Annotated in this window: 14 protein-coding genes; 1 reads left to right on the forward strand and 13 read right to left on the reverse strand. The window is 61.2% G+C overall.

The genetic code is table 11. The annotated features are described in order from the left end of the window. Window positions 1-167: 167 nt before the first annotated feature. Entirely contained in the window at window positions 168-620 is a 453-nt protein-coding gene (dtd, locus tag FLQ44_RS04960; protein WP_147693343.1) for a D-aminoacyl-tRNA deacylase, read from the reverse strand. Window positions 621-704: 84 nt separating this feature from the next. Here dtd and yaaA point away from each other — a divergent pair, with 84 nt between their 5' ends. Beyond that, window positions 705-1,484 carry a peroxide stress protein YaaA gene (gene yaaA, locus FLQ44_RS04965; protein WP_147693344.1) on the forward strand — a complete coding sequence of 260 codons (780 nt, stop codon included), beginning with the start codon at window positions 705-707 and terminating at the stop codon, window positions 1,482-1,484. A 64-nt stretch (window positions 1,485-1,548) separates the two neighbouring features. Here the strand turns inward: yaaA and FLQ44_RS04970 are convergent, their stop codons facing one another. From FLQ44_RS04970 to FLQ44_RS05025, 12 genes are all read right to left on the reverse strand, one after another. Then, window positions 1,549-2,547 carry a 2-hydroxyacid dehydrogenase gene (locus tag FLQ44_RS04970; protein WP_147693345.1) on the reverse strand — a complete coding sequence of 333 codons (999 nt, stop codon included), beginning with the start codon at window positions 2,545-2,547 and terminating at the stop codon, window positions 1,549-1,551. Between the two features lie 201 nt (window positions 2,548-2,748). Then, entirely contained in the window at window positions 2,749-3,846 is a 1,098-nt protein-coding gene (gene tssA, locus FLQ44_RS04975; protein WP_147693346.1) for a type VI secretion system protein TssA, read from the reverse strand. Between the two features lie 27 nt (window positions 3,847-3,873). Continuing rightward, the gene (locus tag FLQ44_RS04980) at window positions 3,874-4,137 is read right to left on the reverse strand and encodes a PAAR domain-containing protein (RefSeq protein WP_147693347.1); all 264 of its coding nucleotides are present in this window, start codon (window positions 4,135-4,137) and stop codon (window positions 3,874-3,876) included. Beyond that, complete coding sequence (locus tag FLQ44_RS04985; protein WP_147693348.1) at window positions 4,134-5,561, reverse strand: hypothetical protein; 1,428 nt, start codon at window positions 5,559-5,561, stop codon at window positions 4,134-4,136. The genes FLQ44_RS04980 and FLQ44_RS04985 overlap by 4 nt, the downstream gene beginning before the upstream one ends. 10 nt (window positions 5,562-5,571) lie before the next feature. Continuing rightward, window positions 5,572-8,217, reverse strand: a complete 2,646-nt coding sequence (gene tssH / locus FLQ44_RS04990; RefSeq protein ID WP_147693349.1) for a type VI secretion system ATPase TssH — start codon at window positions 8,215-8,217, stop codon at window positions 5,572-5,574. 72 nt (window positions 8,218-8,289) lie between these two features. Next, window positions 8,290-9,291, reverse strand: coding sequence for a type VI secretion system baseplate subunit TssG (gene tssG, locus FLQ44_RS04995; RefSeq protein ID WP_147693350.1), 1,002 nt, complete (start codon window positions 9,289-9,291; stop codon window positions 8,290-8,292). Continuing rightward, window positions 9,255-11,117, reverse strand: coding sequence for a type VI secretion system baseplate subunit TssF (gene tssF, locus FLQ44_RS05000; protein ID WP_240801184.1), 1,863 nt, complete (start codon window positions 11,115-11,117; stop codon window positions 9,255-9,257). The genes tssG and tssF overlap by 37 nt, the downstream gene beginning before the upstream one ends. 82 nt (window positions 11,118-11,199) lie before the next feature. Continuing rightward, the gene (locus FLQ44_RS05005) at window positions 11,200-12,342 is read right to left on the reverse strand and encodes a DUF6708 domain-containing protein (RefSeq protein ID WP_240801185.1); all 1,143 of its coding nucleotides are present in this window, start codon (window positions 12,340-12,342) and stop codon (window positions 11,200-11,202) included. 90 nt (window positions 12,343-12,432) lie between these two features. After that, window positions 12,433-13,593 carry a DUF6708 domain-containing protein gene (locus FLQ44_RS24675; RefSeq protein ID WP_147693352.1) on the reverse strand — a complete coding sequence of 387 codons (1,161 nt, stop codon included), beginning with the start codon at window positions 13,591-13,593 and terminating at the stop codon, window positions 12,433-12,435. A 2-nt stretch (window positions 13,594-13,595) separates the two neighbouring features. Further along, on the reverse strand, window positions 13,596-16,178 hold the full coding sequence (locus FLQ44_RS05015; RefSeq protein ID WP_147693353.1) for a T6SS effector BTH_I2691 family protein: 2,583 nt from the start codon (window positions 16,176-16,178) through the stop codon (window positions 13,596-13,598). Beyond that, complete coding sequence (locus FLQ44_RS05020) at window positions 16,175-17,128, reverse strand: DUF4123 domain-containing protein (protein WP_206208672.1); 954 nt, start codon at window positions 17,126-17,128, stop codon at window positions 16,175-16,177. The genes FLQ44_RS05015 and FLQ44_RS05020 overlap by 4 nt, the downstream gene beginning before the upstream one ends. Window positions 17,129-17,136: 8 nt before the next feature. Then, window positions 17,137-17,728, reverse strand: a 592-nt coding sequence (locus FLQ44_RS05025; protein ID WP_147693354.1) for a DUF2345 domain-containing protein, incomplete at its 5' end; no start/stop codon positions are given.

A 17,728-nucleotide genomic window follows, 5' to 3' on the forward strand; every position in this document is an offset into this window, starting at 1 on the left:
GAATTGGTAGACGCACTAGGTTCAGGTCCTAGCGCCCGCAAGGGTGTGGAAGTTCGAGTCTTCTCTTGGGCACCAGTTAAAAAAGCCGTTGACACAGTCAACGGCTTTTTTGCGTTTGCACCTCCCGCATATAGGTTGGCCGCACCCTGCGGCCAACCCTGCCCTGTTTATTCCGGCGCCTTGCTGTCCAGCCAGATGGTGACCGGGCCGTCGTTTACCAGTGCCACCTGCATGTCGGCGCCAAACACGCCGGTAGGTACCGGCTTGCCCAGCGCCGCGGCCATGGTGGCCACGAAACGGTCGAACATGGGCTGCGAGATCTCGCCACGTGCCGCGCGGCTGTAGCCGGGGCGGTTGCCCTTTTTGCAGCTGGCAAACAGCGTAAACTGGCTTACCGCCAGCACCTGGCCGCCCGCGTCCAGCACCGAGCGGTTCATCACGCCCTGCTCGTCGTTGAAAATGCGCAGCTGGCTTACCTTGCGCACCAGCCAGTCGATGTCGGCGGCCGTATCGGCCTCTTCCACGCCCACCAGCAGCAGCAAGCCGGTGCCGATCTGCCCCGTGATGCTGCCCTCTACCGTAACGGATGCCTGGGTTACGCGCTGTACCAAAACCCGCATGCTTGCCTTTCCTGCCTGATTGCCATTCACCGGCTGCGCCGCCATGCATTAGAATGGCCGCCGCCCACCGCCAAAGGACGTGACATGTTGATGGTTATTTCGCCAGCCAAAACGCTGGACTACGACACCCCTGCCCACACCGCCCGCTACACGCAGCCGGGCTTTCTGGCACACAGTGCCGAGCTGATCGCCACCCTGCGCCAGCTCAGCCCGGCCGACATTGGCCAGCTGATGAGCATCAGCGACACGCTGGCCACGCTCAACACCGGGCGCTTTCACGACTGGGGCGGTGAATTTACACCAGAAAACGCCAAACAGGCAGTGCTGGCTTTCATGGGCGACGTGTACGAAGGGCTGGATGCCAAAAGCCTGAGCGAGCCGCAGCTAGGCTGGCTACAGCAGCACCTGCGCATTTTGTCCGGCCTGTACGGCCTGCTGCGCCCGCTGGACCTGATGCAGGCCTACCGCCTGGAAATGGGCACCCGCCTGACCAACCCGCGCGGCAGCAACCTGTACCAGTTCTGGGGCGACATCATCACCGAGGCGCTGAACGCCGAGCTGGCGCAGCAAGCGCAGCCACAGCTGGTCAACCTGGCGTCCGACGAATACTTCAAATCGGTGAAGCCCAAGAAACTGCAGGCCACCGTGATTACCCCGGTGTTTCAGGACCTGAAAAACGGCCAGTACAAGATCATCAGCTTTTACGCCAAACGTGCGCGCGGCCTGATGGCGCGCTGGGCGGTAGAACACGCCGTCACCGATGCCGAGGCATTGAAAGGGTTCAACAGCGAAGGCTATGCTTTTGACGCCAACGCCTCCGACGCCACGCACTGGGTATTCCGCCGCGACCCGCTGGCGCAATAAACCCGCTGGCAGCAAACAAAAAGGTTGGCCGCGGCCAACCTTTTTTCATCTGACAGGCTACCCGCTACGGCGGCAGCACCTCGTTCAGCAGCGGCTCGCCCGCCGCAAAAGCGCTGGCATTGCCCAGCGTGGTGTCGGCGATATTGGCCAGCGCCTCGCGCGTCAGAAAACCCTGGTGTGAGGTCACCAGCACGTTGGGGAAGGTCAGCAGCCGTGCCAGCTGGTCGTCCTGCAGGCCGGTATCGGACAAGTCCTCGAAGAACACGCCCTCCTCCATTTCGTACACGTCCAGCCCCACGCCCGCCAGTTGGCCGCTTTTCAGCGCGTCGATGATCGCCGGCGTATCCACCAGCGCACCGCGGCTGGTATTGATCAGGATGGCGCCGGGCTTCATGGCAGCAATGGCCGCCGCGTCGATGATATGGCGCGTGGCCGGCAGCAGCGGCACGTGCAGGCTCAGCACATCGCTCTGCGCCAGCACCTGGGCCAGCGGGGCGTACGCAAAGCCCAGCCGCGCCGCCAGCGCCGCATCCTGCTGCGGGTCGCAGGCCAGCACGCGCATGCCAAAACCGCGGGCAATGCCGATGGCCGCCTCGCCGATACGACCGGTGCCGATCACGCCAAAGGTCTTGCCGTACAAGTCAAACCCCACCAGGCCATCCAGCGAGAAATCCATTTCGCGCACGCGCACATAGGCCTTGTGGATGCGGCGGTTCACCGCCAGCAGCAGCGCAAAAGCGTGCTCGGCCACCGCGTGCGGCGAATAGGCCGGCACCCGCGCCACACGGATACCGTGCTGGCGGCAGGCGGCCAGGTCCACACCGTTGAAACCGGCACAGCGCAGCACCACCAGCCTTACCCCCAGTGCGGCCAACCTGGCCACCACGACAGCATCCAGCTTGTCATTCACAAAGGGGCATACCGCGTCGTAACCGGCGGCCAGCTCTACCGTCGCGCTATTGAGCCGTGGCTCGAGATAGCCCAGCGTATGGCCAAAGCGGGCATTGGCCAGGTCCAGCGCCATGCGGTCGTAGTGTTTGGTATCAAATACGGCAATGTTCATACACGCTCCAGCCAAGCCAAAACACCATCATGCCGTAGCGCTGGCAGCGACGCCAGCGGGGTCTGTTCACCCGGCCAGCGCCAGCTGTCAAGGCACCACGGGGTGTGACCCCCTGCCAGCAACAAGCATAGGAAAAGGCGGCTTGGTGCTGCGCTATGTGCACGCCAAGCCGCCCGCAGGCAACGCTAGCCAAGCCGGGCGTTACCCCTCCCGGACGTCGAGCAACTCTCGCAGCTGCTGCAACGTCGAGTCGTCTTTGACGACATGCTGCAGCCACTGCTCCAGGCTCATGTCAGCCCAGCGCGCAGCACGCTCGGCCAGCAGGGCCACAGGGCTGTGGGGTTCGTTATGCCGAAAGTAAAGAGCAACCTCACGCAGCATCAAAACAGCCTGCTGTCGGTTCTGGATCTGGCCATCAGTCAATACGACTGTCGGGTGGGGCATGGTAGTCACCGTCGGGCGATTATGCCCCTGTGAAACGATAGCACTGGCATCACGACCAGCAGGAGCGGATGCAGCATCCACAACCGGCACAGGACCTTGCGTACGCTGCAGGTAACGCGTCACCAGATCCTGGCATGCCAGGATAACCTCGCGAAGCTCTACCAAAGCCGGCGCCTGCTCCCCGAAACGCTGGAGCATAAGCGCATCCAGCTGGCCATAAGCTTGATGCAGGCGGTCCAGTTCCGCCGCCAGGCCCAGGAACCACTGGCCGCCACTCTCCTGCGCCACCTTGTCGAACTGTTCACCGGAAAGCTTGCCGGAGGCCAGTTCCGCCTGCCTTGCCTCGGGGTTACGCAACCCGAGATTGTCAACTTCACGAGACTGGTACCAATCCAGCCAATGGAAATCACCATGAGCAGGTGACACCAGCGGCACTTGCTTAAGGGCAAGGGACAGATGCTGATTAAGCCACTCCAGCTTACCTATGCGCTCATCAAGATCATGAGGCTCATACTCGGGAAACCCGGTCTCCCAAAAATCACGCAGCCAGGCCGCAATGGCCAACAGGCCCGAGCCGGCCCCATCAAAGCCGCGTAGACGAACCAAGGCTTCGGCGTACCACACCAGCAATTGCAGGTCTTTGGTCTGGTGTCGCAAGGTTTCCTCGCACAACCTGGCCACGCGAGGCCAGTCTGACACCTTCAGCACCACCTCCCATTCGCCCATAGCCAGGCTGGGGTCATCCTGGCGCCGTGCTTCGCGTATCTGGTCAAAAACCGGCGAATAGTTCATGTTTTCACCGGCAGGGTTGCCACCCGGTATCGGGGCCATCAAATCGTTCATCGCTTCATTCATGCCTTGATCAGCTTTTCTGGCATTGCCTTAGCCTTTGCCCAGATCGGGCAGAGTTGAAATCAGTGTTGCACCACAGCTTACCTTGTGGCCTTCCAGCGCCACCGGCTTGCCCCCTACCAGCCAGCTATCATCCCCCTCGACAATGGTGCAGTTCACATGCCCGCGCATCGGGCAGCTAACCGAATCACCCTTGCAAGCCACCTGCTTGCCAAACAGGCTGGTTTTACTGGCAGCACTCAAAACCGACCCACCATGACTGGTGGGGTCTCCCAAACGAATAGCGCGTTTCATGCAGACTCCTTACTGGTAGCCGGGTAAGCAAGGGCGACAGATACCTGATCTGCCTCGAAACAAGCCTGCACTACCGGCGCCTGCAGGCGGTGCACCTGTGCTACCGCCGTAGCCAGCAACAACATGCTGCCAGCTACGCCGGTATCACCCCACTCGCGCACGGTATTGCTGGCCTGGTCGATAGGCTGAATATCGATACCTTGCCGGGACAGATTGCTGGCAATGGCCGCCAGGCGCATCCCCCCCATATCCAGATCGCCGCTGTTATGCACCAGCCAGGCAACTTCGTGCAGCCGGTTTTGCTCGGGCGAGGCCTCGTCCGGGGAAAAAGCGTAATCCAGCAAACCGGCATTCACCAAGGCATCGTCGAGCGCGGGGTGCAGGGCCCGGGTCAGCTGCAACATTCCCTTGCGGGGTAGCGGTACCTGGCTGGACTGCGCCAGCCGGACTTGCAGGGTTTGCTGCAGGAATGCCGGCTGGTCGAACTCGGGAACCGCCCCCCAGGCAGCTTCGCCCACAACCACAGCCGGTCGTTCCCAATAGGGCTGATAAGGGTCGGCCTCTGCCCCCTGTTGCCACGCCATCCCTGCCGGCACCGGCAGGTCGGTGCGCAAGATCACGGCCAGCACCAGTGCAGCACCGGGCTCGCCCTGCGCACGTTTCTGCTGAACCGTGTCACCCTCGTCCTCCGCAGCCGATAGCAGCGGTGCATCCGCCGCCAGCACCACGACACCAGGCAGATTCGGGTCCTGCTGCAGGCAGGACACCATGCTGTCGGCCAGCCCGCCGCTACCCGACAGAAAACGGCAGTCAACCGGCGGCAGGCTCCGCGCCGGCCAGGCCTGCTGCCAGGCTTGCTGCTGCCATGCTTTCACCCGTTGCACGTACTCGATGCCCGACACCTGCGGCACAACCTGCAACAGCAAAGGAAGGCAAGCTGCGCCTGGCAGGTCACGATAAAGCGTCGCCAAGGCCTCGGTCACCGGCGTATCGAGGTAGTCAAACCAGTCGGATGACAACGGTTCATCGCCACTGGACGAGGTTTGCCAGTACACCCCTTCTGGCATTTCCCGAAACCAGTCCGGCAAGGCTTCCCCGGCATGGGTGTGAACCCACAGCCAGCGGCAATCTGCTGCGGCCTGGCGGGCGGCTAGTGCCGCCTGATGCTGCAGACGGGCGGCCTCCCGCAGCTGCTGGCGCTCCGCCTCTTCACCCTCCTCTTGCGCCCTGGCTGCCAATGCTTCCCTGGCGGCCTTGCCGCGCTGCCACAGGTAGTAGCCCAGCGAGAGCAAGAGCGGCGGCAACACATGTACGATCAACACAGCTGTCGGGCTGGTTTGCAGCCAGTCTACTGGCACCACAAACCACAGCAGCCCCCAGCTGGCGACGGTACTGCCCAACAAAACGGACAGCATGCTGAACATCGATGCCTCCTTAGCTCACGCGAACCTTGACCGCTTCGCCCTTGAGCGAGACGGCAATTTTCTTGACCGGCTTGCCACTGGCCATGCGGGCCAGCAAGTCGCTGGACATCTGCGACAGCAAGGTGCGGGTAAGGATGGCATCGGCGTTGCGGGCACCGCTTTCCACATCCATGCAACGCGCTGCCAGCATAGCCGCCAGCTCGTCGGGGAACTGCACTTGCGCGCCATGGTTGGCCGCAATGCGCTGCCGGATACGCTCCAGCTTGAGCTGCACAATCAGCAACAGCACATCGTCTGCAATCGGGAAATACGGCACGATGGCCAGGCGGCCCAGAAAAGCAGGCTTGAACACCTGCTGCAGGGTTGGCCGCAACACCTCCACCAGATCGTCAGCCGTGGGGAAGCGGGCCTCGCCGTCCACCGTAACACCCCGTTCGCAAGCCCGCATCACCAGGTCGCTACCGGCATTGGACGTCAACAGAATGATGGTGTTACGGAAGTCCACCTCGCGCCCTTCACTGTCTTCCAGTACGCCCTTGTCAAACACCTGGAAGAACAGCTCCAGCACATCGGGGTGTGCTTTTTCCACTTCGTCCAGCAGCACCACCGAATAAGGCTTGCGGCGCACCGCTTCGGTAAGCACGCCACCTTCGCCATAACCCACATAACCGGGTGGCGAGCCCTTCAGCCCCGACACACTGTGAGACTCCTGATACTCCGACATATTGATGGTAATCAGGTTACGCTCGCCGCCGTACAGCGACTCCGCCAGCGCCAGCGCCGTTTCGGTCTTGCCCACACCCGACGGCCCCACCAGCAAAAACACCCCCTTGGGCTTGCCCGGGTCTTCCAGCCCGGCTTTGGCAATCTGGACATGCTCGGCAATCTGCGCCAGGGCATGATCCTGGCCGATAACGCGCTTGGCCAGCAAACCCGCCAGCTGCTGCACCTGCTGCAATTCATTACTCACCATATGGCCCAAGGGGATGCCGGTCCAGGCGGCAATCACATCCGCAATGACCCCCTCATCCACACATTCGAATGCCAGTGGCTGTTGTTTGTGCAGGGCGCGAAGCGCCAGACGCTTGGCATGCAAAGGCCCGGGTTTCTTCCCCTTGCCTTCTCTGGCTTTGTCCGGTGCCTGCTTGAGCGCATCGATTTCCGCCACCAGCTGCTGCTGGATTTGCCACGCGTCCTGCAAGCGCGCCAGGTCTTGCTCCAGGCCCTCTCGCTGCTGCTGCAGCTCGGCCAGGCGCGGCGCATGCCCCTCTTCTTTTTGCAGGGCAGCCATCTCGCGCTCCAGATTCGCCATCAGCACCAACACATCTTCCAGCGGGCCGGGCTTGCCTGCCCGCGACAAAGCCACCCGGGCGCACGCGGTATCCAGCACGCTGATGGCCTTATCCGGCAGCTGCCGTCCGGTGATATAGCGGCCAGACAAATGCACCGCCGATGCCACGGCTTCATTCAATATCTCCACGCCATGATGCCGGGCCAAGGCCTCCACCAAGCCACGCACCATCTGTACCGCCATCTCGGGTGCGGGCTCCTCCACCTTCACCACCTGAAAACGCCGTGCCAGTGCCGCATCTTTCTCAAAGTACTTTTTGTACTCTGCCCAGGTGGTCGCCGCAATCGTGCGCAGCTCCCCCCTGGCCAAAGCAGGTTTGAGCAGGTTGGCCGCATCATTCTGCCCGGCAGCCCCACCGGCACCAATCAGGGTATGCGCCTCGTCAATAAACAGAATGACCGGCGTGGGGCACGCCTTGACGTCATCAATTACTTGCCGCAAGCGGTTTTCAAACTCGCCTTTCACACTGGCGCCGGCCTGCAGCAAGCCCAGATCCAGCGTACGCAAGGTGACATCGGCCAGTACCGCCGGCACATCCCCCGACACAATCTTGCGTGCCAGCCCCTCTACCACCGCCGTTTTACCCACCCCCGGTTCACCCGTCAGAATGGGGTTATTCTGCCGCCGCCGCATCAGGATATCGATCATCTGGCGTATCTCGGCATCACGCCCCAGCACAGGGTCGATCTTGCCGGCACGCGCCTGGGCAGTAAGGTCTATCGTGTATTTGTCCAATGCGGCAGCACGCCTGGCTGCGGGCTGGGCAGCCACATTGTCAGCGTCTGGCTCCACCTTGCCGGCAGCGGCAGCCTGCTCCGTTAACACCGCAGGCTCCTCCCCATGCTGGCGCAAGCGCGTATAGGCTTGCTGCATGGCCGCCAGGTCCAGCCGGAACAAAGACGGCACCGCTGGCTGCACCGACGCACGCAGGTCTGCGTCCTGGCACAGTGCCAGCAGCAGGTCCAGCGTGGAAACATCCTGCTGGCCATAGGCAGCACTGGCGCTAAGCCAAGCCGCCTCTAGCCATTTGGGCAACATGGGCGACAACACCGGGTTACGTGAATTACCGCTACGGAAACTATCCAGCGCCTGCTCCAGCGCCTGCTGCAATGCGGCCAACGAGACCCCGCCAGCGGCCAGTGCCGACAAAGCGGCATTGCCCGGCTGCGCCAGCATGGCCAGCAAAACATGCTCCACTTCAATGTCAAAATGCGTACGGCCCAGCGCACGGCTGGCCGCCTGCTCCAGGCTCTGGCGGGCGGGCGGGGTAAGGCGTTCGATCAAGGCCTTCAGGGGGACTGACATAATGATTTTCTCCGAAAATATCTGTTTTCAATGCTATTGCGGGCCCGTAGCCCGGTGTGGATTCACGCCCCGTCAATGCAGCAGGGCATAGCGCATGCAGTCCGGGTCCACCGGCTGCTTGCCTAGCCAGCTATTGCCCCCCAGACGCAAGGGCTGGGCGCCCCCCAGCTGCGGTGGCGGCACCGCCTGGCGGGACAACACCAGCACCACATCGACAGCCAGCTGGTGCCCTACCGCAAAATGCAGCAAGGCCTGCAGCGCCTTCGCCCCCTCGCCACCAGGCTGCAATGCCGTAAACGGCTGCAGCGCCATCGGCCCCAGCCGCAAAGTCATCTTGGTTTGCCTGTCCCACACCCGCTCACCGCAAAATAGCGACACCCCCAGCTCGCACTCGCCCAGCCCCAGCCGGCTTTGCTGCGCAGGCGGCAGTGGCAGCCACTGGCCATCAAACTGCACCAGCGCAGCAGGAATGCCGAACAAGCCCGCCACCACCGTTTGCAAAGCCTGGGCAGACAAGGGCTTCTGGCTAAGCAGGCCGGCAAAATACAGAAACAGGTGCTCGTGCACAGCACCCTCGCCCGTGGCCAGCTGCCGCGACTTACCCAAGCCCACCCCCCCCAGGTGCAACAGATGGCGGCTAAAGTCATCCTGCTCGCCCTCCTCTGCGGCCAACCAGAAGCGGTACTTGCGCCAGGCGCCATAAAACATGGCCATAGCGCGATGGCTGAACATGTCGAAAAAGGCATGCAAAGTGTCATCACGGTAGTGCTGCTTGCGCTCCAGCAGCAGCTCGGTATACGACACCGGCAGCGCCCCGCTGGGGCCGGTCAGCCCCATGAAACTCACTGTCAGCTCATCCAGCGCCGCCTCGTCCGGCTGATAACGCCGCAGCTCGCTAGCCGGAAACGACAACGACGCCACGGTGCGAAAACGCAAATTCGCCGGCAAAGGGCCACGGCGGCGCCGGCTGCTCAAGCCCAGCACACGCACCGCCTGGAAAAACCCGAACTGGCTGGCATCCTGCACCAGCGCCTGCCTCAGATCACGAGGGCTTCGCCCGCTCTGGCTGGCCATGCCATCTCCTCTTCTTCTCGCTGTACCGTATTTACCCGCAAGCGGGTAAAGCTATTGGGGGCCGCATACAGCGCAAAGAAGCGCTCCAGCACCGACGCAAACAAATACACACTACCCCCCACGTAATAATCGGCATCCAGCTTCAGCCTGATGTCCGTCCCCCGCACAAAGCCCGAGAAATGCCGGCCATTTACACGGCACACCGCCGGCTCGCTACCAATAGCGGCAATGCCCTGAATCTGCCGCACGTTGGCCGCAGCATCGCTCAGGTTGTACAAGGACAGCATTTCCTGCAGCGCATCACGCCCGGCCTCCACCAGCGACAGATAGTTCAGCGACAAATGCGAAATCAGCCGCCACTGCAAAGCCCGGCCCAGCAACACACGCTGGCTTGCCGAAGGCTTGCGCAGCAAACGCACCCGCTTCACCACAGAATGCCCGGGCAACACAAAGTCGGTACGCTGGGTAGCCTGGCTACCGCCAAACGGAATCTGCTCCGGCAAATCGCGGTTACTGCACAGCAAGTCCAGGCTAAGTACCTCGGCAGCCGGGCGGATCGCATCAAACTGCAAGTCCACCAAGTGCAGGGCCATATCGGTACCCTTGTCCCCCTGCGCAATCGCCGGCTCCCGGCTGGCATGCCAGTAAAACCGTGCCTGCGCCTGCCCCCCGCCATGATGCATGGCGTAGAAAGGCGGCACCTCCGCGCTGGCTTCTACCCCACCCTGTTTTTCCACCCGCACCACCTTGCGGATATGCACCACCTCATACGCCATGGGGCGGCGGCCATCCGCCACCACCGGGTAGCTAGCTTGCTGGTGCGTCACGCGGATAGGCTCCGCCGCCTGTGCAAACAGGTTAATCACCGGGGTGCAGCCCAGCTTTACATGGCTGGCCTGCAGCTGGGTTTGCAGCCGGTGATGCCGTTCGCTGTCCGGGTAATCACGCAAAATGAAGCGCAGCTGCAAAGTATCGCCCTGCCAGCCCGCCACCAGCGGCCCCAGCTGGCCCAGCGCCACAAACAGGAACTTGTCGGGGTAGCTAAAGTACTCCGACAATAAGCGGTAGCCCGTGAAAGACCGCTCATCGTAGGGCAGCATGCCCTCGTCCATCGCAAACCCCACCGGCTGTACCGCACTGGCCGGCAGGGTATGGCTGCATGCCGGGTCGTCGCGCCCGTCGCTTACCTCTACCCGCAGCACATCCGACAGCAGCAGCTCGTACAGCAGGTGCATCAGCGCCGGCTCGCCATCCAGAAAGAAACGCAGGCTCTCCAGCGCCATCGCCCCCAGCCCCACCCCACCCTGCCCCTGCAGGCGCAAAGTCAACACGGCAGCCGCATCCGGTGCCAGCGCCCGCAGCCACGGCGAAGCACTGCACAGCTCCAGCTTGGCCTCCTGTAGCTGCAAGGGGTACAGGTCCACCGGGTAAACCGTGCGAAACTTGCACACCACCCCCTGCACCGCAGGCGACTGCACCTGCTGGCCGCGCTCTATACGGTAGCGCTTGCCGATCTCTGGCCGCAGCGGGTCGCACTCGAACTGCACAATGGTGGCCGCCGGCATCGGCTGCAGATAATGCGGGTACAGCACATCCAGCAAGCTGCCGGCAATTTCGGGGTAATCGTCATCCAGTTTCTTGTGGATACGCGCCGCCAGAAAGGCAAAGCCCTCTATCAGCCGTTCGGTGTGCGGGTCGGCGCACTGGTCGCCCTCCAGCTGCAAGCGGCCGGCAATCTTGGGGTAGCGGCGGGCAAACTCGCCCGACAGCTCGCGCAAATGGCCAAGCTCGCGTTCGTAATAGGGAAGCAGGGATTCAAGCATCATCAGGCCCTATCGGGTTACAGCATTGCCATGGCCGGCATCACCGGCATCGGGCAAGGCATACAGTCATTCAATCGGTATCGCATCACCGCCCACCCAGCCATAGCCACGGCAGGCGCCAGTCCAGGTCGTGCTGCCAGGCAAACCACAGCCACAGCCCTGCGGCGGTATATAGCGGCGGCAGCAAGTTGTAGCCCAGCAGTGCCAACAGCGAACGGGCTTCCGATTCGTGGCTGGCTACGCGGATAGCCTTGGGAAAGCGCGGCTCGTAGCTCAGCAGCAGCGACGCGTAATGGCCCAGGCCCCAGATAAAGAACACCGGCGCCAGCACCAGCCGCAGCCACAAAAACATGCGCCCCAGGTCGAAGCCGCCGGGCAGGCTAAGGCGCGACACCGTCAGCATGCTGCGCAGCGGGTTGGGCCATTTGCTGCGCAGCCGCTTGGGCGCAGGCACTGTGTCGGCGCCGTCTTCCATGAAACGGCGGATGTATTCCCAGAACGACAGCAGGTGCTGGTAGTCGCGGCAGGCGTTGCCGACGTAGGCAACATCGGTGGCAAACGGGCTATGCGGGTTCTGGTTATCGGCAACCCGGGTGCCAATCATCAACATCCCACCCATGCCTTCGTGATTGGGCATATCTTTGGGCAGGGCTGCATCGATGTTTTCCCAGTTATATGCCTTGACCCCACCCAGAAAGGTTGGCCGCAAAAAATACACCTTGCGGGTTTCACGATTGAAACGCACCACCAGCCGGCGCATGGTGAAGGCTTCCAGATGCCAAATTTCAATCAAATAACGATAAAATGCATAAGCAATCGCCACTATTGCAGACCAACTAACCAAACCAGTTAGAATTGATTCAACTTCAAAACCACCAGCCGTTGGATCAATAAATATATTGCAGCTAATGGTTGCAGTAGTAATTGAAAATGGAATCAAACCATACAACATGGCACCAAACACCATAGTCAATAGGCCACGCTTATCATCGTTGTACGTACAGATATCAAGATAAGTACTGGTCTTGCAATAAATCGCATTATTATCATCCAGCGTTTCGGCCCGTATCTCTTTCAGATCCGTCTCGCGCCCTTGCCAGACTGCAAGCTGTTTGCCTTTCAGTTTGGCTTCCCGCACTACCATCTTGCTGGCAACGTCTCGTTGCACACTGTCCATCCACGAGCCGAGTGTATGCCTGCGGCTACCCATGGCCTGCAACCATTCCATGTAGTACATCTCAGCCCGCCCCATACAGTTGGCCGTGCGGTTCGGGACGGCGGCAGGCGGTGGCGTCCATCGCTTGCATGCGGTATGGCATTAGCGCCCACCCAGCCATAGCCACGGCAGGCGCCAGTCCAGGTCGTGCTGCCAGGCAAACCACAGCCACAGCCCTGCGGCGGTATACAGCGGTGGCAACAGGTTGTAGCCCAGCAGCGCCAGCAGCGAACGGGCTTCCGATTCGTGGCTGGCCACACGGATAGCCTTGGGAAAGCGCGGCTCGTAGCTCAGCAGCAGTGAGGCGTAATGGCCCAGACCCCAGATAAAGAACACCGGCGCCAGCACCAGCCGCAGCCACAGAAACATGCGCCCCAGGTCGAAGCCGCCGGGCAGGCTAAGACGCGACACCGTCAGCATGCTGCGTAGCGGGTTGGGCCATTTGCTACGCAGCCGCTTGGGCGCAGGCACTGTGTCGGCGTCGTCTTCCATGAAACGGCGGATGTATTCCCAGAACGACAGCAGGTGCTGGTAGTCGCGGCAGGCGTTGCCGACAAAGGCAACATCGGTGGCAAACGGGCTATGCGGGTTCTGGTTATCGGCAACCCGGGTGCCAATCATCAACATCCCACCCATGCCTTCGTGATTGGGCATGTCTTTGGGCAGGGCGGCATCGATGTCTTCCCAGTTATATGCCTTGACCCCGCCCAGAAAGGTTGGCCGCAGAAAATACACTTTGCGGGTCTCACGATTGAAACGCACCACCAGCCGGCGCATGGTGAAGGCTTCGAGGCGCCAGAATTTGAGTAAATAACGAAAGAAAACATAAGTAAGCGGAATCAATATTCCGATACCTATCAGTACTATTAGAATATACTCTGTACTCAATGATGATCCACTAGGTGCTTTACCTGTAGTAATAATCGTGTACCACTCTACGGTGTCCCAGTACCACCAAGGAACCAGCCCATAAAGCAAAGCCCCCATCACCACTGATAACAGCCCGCGCTTATCATCGTTGTATGTGCAGACGTCAAGATAGGTATTAGTCTTGCAATAAATCGCATTATTATCGTCCAGCGTTTCGGCCCGCACCTCTTTCAAGTCCGTTTCGCGCCCCTGCCAGACTTCAAGCTGCTTGCCTTTCAGTTTGGCCTCCCGCACTGCCATCTTGCTGGCAACATCTCTTTGCACACTGTCCATCCACGAGCCGGTTTTGTGCCTGCGACTACCCATGGCCTGCAACCATTCCATGTAGTACATGTCTAATTTACCTCGAGCACGGCAGCATCCAGCGCAACCATTTCTTCTTCTGCCTTATCAAAGCCCTTACCGCTCCGATCCCTACGTAGACAAGACTTGTCACACCAGCTTTCCAATGCATTGTCGCTAAGCAACCAGATCGCTACCGTCAAACCCACCCCCACAACCGTGAATAAGCGGGCCCCTCGCAATAGCAATAGCGCCATACGCTCTGCTGCCAGGTATCTACTCGCGGATAACAATGCTTCCAGGGACCAAGACCAGAGGCTTGTCTTGGTTCGTGCGAGTAACCATTTAAGAAAAGGCCCTGCAGCGCCTATTGCAATACCTACACCAATCAAAGCTCCAGAAATTGAAACCGCCCCCCTCAATCTATAAATCTGGAATAAGATAGTGCTGTCTCCCTTTGCCTTTGCCTTTTCATCCGCCGCACTATCAAAATCCACAATGCCACCAATGATGCCGCCCACCGCACCCAGCGCACCGGCGCCCAGCTTGAGCGCGGCAGTGGCGACGTGGCTGCTGCTGATCAAGGCGGCGTTCTGGCTTTTGGCCATGCGTTCGCACACGCCACCGCTTAGCTCCAGCAGTACCGCGCCCATGCCCAGGCTGGCGGCAGTCAGCTCCCAGGCGGCTTTTTGCCCTGGGCTGCCGGCCAGCGAATTGCTTTTAAGCAGCACGTTGGCCATTTCCAGTACCGCCACCACGCAGCCAAAGCGCAGGCCGTTGAAATCGGCCCCTTTGCTGCCGTCGATCAATAGCTGGTTTATCTGGTTGCGGGCGGCTTTGCTGACGGCGTGGGCTTTGCTGTTGTATGCCTGTGGCGAGGGGTAGGCTGCCTGCAGGTCCCGGCTGAGGATGCGGCCCAGCGATAGCTTGAGCAGGGCGTGCAGGGTGGTGGCGCGGGCGATGCGTTTATCCAGAAAGCGCCCGCCGGGCAGGTTGGCCAGCAGGGTATGCCCGCCCTGCACCAGTAGCAGGCTCAGGCCGCCCAGGTGCGATACGCTGATGAGGGCGTTGTTCTGGCCGGCCTGTATCAGCGCATTGGCCAGGTCGTTGGTTTTGGCCCACATGTCGCTAACGCCTTTGAGGCTTTCTTGCCATTTGCCGGCGGCGTCGGCCATGCCGCCCGACAGGCCGCCGGCGGCGATGAATGCTTCTTTGGCTTGTTTCTGGTTAAGCAGCATGGCATTGAGCAGCAGGCTGGCCGGGGTAAGGCTTTGGCTATCCATCTGCAGGTTGAGCCAGGTTTGCCCCAGCTGGCAGCTGTTGACCCCGTGCGTGCACATGCCGGTTTGGGCGGCATAGGCCACGCCGCTGGGCAGGTGGTTATCGTCGTAAAACGCCAGGGTGTGGTGCAGCAAGGGGGCGCCCAGCCATGCCAGCTGATCGCGGGCGCGTAGCTCGTTCAGGGCATCGCAGCGCATGGCCACAAGCTGAAAGCCTTGTTTTACCCCCTGGTATACGGCTGCGGGCAGCAGGCGTTTGGCGTACTTTGCCCAGGCGGCATCGCCAATGCGGCCGGCATTTTGCCGGTACCACTCTGCGCGTTTGCGTTCGTATTCGGCGCGGTTTTTGTAGATGGCTTCGGGCGGGGTGCCGCGCAGGTCGGGTATGGCATAGGGCTGCTTTTTGGCCTGGGTTGCCAGGTCTTCCAGTGATACGCCCAGCTTGGGCTCGCGCTGCTGGATGGCCCCTTGTTTGACTTGCTGCTCGGCGTGCTCTACCGCGGTGATGATGGCCATCAGCTGTTCGTTGCGGTACTGGCCGTAAAACGGCGTGGGCCTTTGCATCAGGCTATCCAGCTGCTTGATGGCGGCATTACGCCAGTTGTTGAGCTCCTGCACGATACCCAGCGGGTCGTGCAGTACGATGGCCAGGCCTTTTTTGGCAGCCAGCTCGGTTTGCAGGTTTTTCAGGCGGGCGGTATAGGCGTAGGGCTGGTTTTTTACCAGCTGCACGCTTTGTCCGAAGAAGGGGTGCAGATGGTCGTTAAAGCGTGGCGCCAGCGCCCTGCCCTCGCCTTCTACCGAGCGGAATTCGGCTACGCTGCTGGCCAGTTTGTCCGGCATGATGCCGTGCGGCTGGGCCACGGCCTTGGCCTGAAAGCTTTGCAGCAGGCTGTGCAGCTTGCTGTCGCTTTCTATCTTGAGCAGCGCGGCTTTGGTTAGCGGGTCTGGCAGGAACAGGATTTTCAGCTCGGAAACGTCTTGCGCTTTTTCGATGCTGATCATGGAGGCGTTCACGCCATGGGTGTCGGGGTTGCAGCTGAATGCAGGCGGGGCCACCAGCTCGCCCAAGGGGATGCGGGCGATATAGCCCTGGCTATTGACGGCCCAGGCGCTGTCCCATTTGAGCTTGCCTGCCCGCTTGGCCATCACGTACAGGTAGCCATGGCGCAGCATGCGCACGGTGTAGGCTGCGGTTACCAGCGCTTTGTCGGTAACGTCCTTGCCCAGGCTGCCTTCCGGCACCGGGCTGCCTTGATGCCCGGTGTCGCTGGCGGCCACGGCGTAACGCAGCGGCAGCAGTAGTAAACCGGTCTTGCCGCAAAACTTGTTTTTACATTGTGTCGGTTCGCTCACGCCATGGTTCCTTTTGTGCTGCTGGCGGTGTAGTAGGCCGCGGGTTTGGCCCAGAAGGCTGCGCCGGCAAACAGTAGCCATTCGGTAAGTGCCGGGGAGCGATCGTGCTGATACTGCTGCAGTGCTGCGGCGACGTCGGGGTTGCATGCCTGGCAATCGGGCCCGAGCACCAGCCATAACAGCGCGCAGCCCACTTGGTCATCCTGGCTATTGACCCAGCTTTGCTGGGCGGCCCGGCTCATGAGACTATGCACCAGCGCAAAGTCGGGCACCACTACGCCACTGAAGGTGTCGGGGTAGAGCTCATGCAGGCCAGCCATGCAGCGCACCAGCTGGTGATGGGCGGCGGCATGGTCCAGGCGCTGCCAGTGCTCGGGTGCCAAAGCCAGCGAGGCTGTGCCATGGGCACCGTGCTGTTGCTGCATGCTGCGGTATTCACCAGGAAAAACGGGGTACCACCAGCTGTCGATGGGGCCAAGCAGTTGCTGGCGCTGCGCGGTGGGCAGGGTGTCATCCAGCAAACGGGTAATGCGGGGGTCGTAGTAGCGCAGATGGTGGGTTTGGCCATCGGGATGCGGGTGGGCAAATAGCTGGCGTAAATGCCGGGCAATCTGCGCTAGCGGCTGCGTGGCGTACAGCCAGCCCGATACCAGCGTGTTACCACCGCTCATCAGTGATTGACAGAGACCATCAGCGCCCAGCTGCGCCCACTGTCTTTTGTGTTCGCTGCTGATGCCCGGCACGGCCGACAAATCAAGCAGTAGCGGGGCCTTGTCTGGTTCGTGGGCAAAGAATGGGTCGTGCAATACCGTTACCGCCGCTTCTGGCACGGCCAGGACATGGTCTGCTTCCGCCAACGGGTTGACTTGATGCCTGTCCAGCAGCAAATACCAGCCAGGGGATTCGGTAGCTAATAGCGCTGCTGGCAGCATGTGGTGATTAAGATCCATACAGTGCGCTACTCGAACGGGTACGGTGTGCTGGCTGCGCCACTATGCGCGGCCTCGCCTGCCTGGAAACTGCATGGCTGCGGTGGTTTCAATGACGGGATTGGCACATTCATGCTGGCCCCGCCGCTCCAGTCGTGCTTGCCGCCCTTGAAGCTCACTTTGCCCGGCGCGTGCAGCTCGATCTTGCCGTCTTTGATGCGGATATAGGCACCGCCACAGGTCAGCAGCACTTCTTGTTTGCCGTTGAACAGCTGGCTGGCACTGAGGCTACTGATATGCACATCCTTATCCGCCGTCAGTTCCATCGCGTCGCTTTGCGCCTGAATCTGCACCTTTCCCTTCGCCGCAATCAGCTTCAGGCTGACTTTGTCTTTTACCCCCGTCACAAACAGGCTGATGTGCTGGCCTACGTTGTGCAGCCAGCGCCGGCCGCTGGTCTGGTTGGTGTCGCGCTGGGCGACGCTGTCGATATTGCTGCCTGCGGCCAGCGTCAGGCTGTTATCTGTTGATGCGGCCAACCCTGCCGGGGCGCTGAGGATGAGCAGCGGCTGTTGGCCGGCTTGATCTTTGGCGGTGTTGCCGTCTGCGTCGGTGTTGCTG

The sequence above is a fragment of the Vogesella mureinivorans genome (assembly GCF_007644035.1).
GTDB lineage: Bacteria > Pseudomonadota > Gammaproteobacteria > Burkholderiales > Chromobacteriaceae > Vogesella > Vogesella mureinivorans.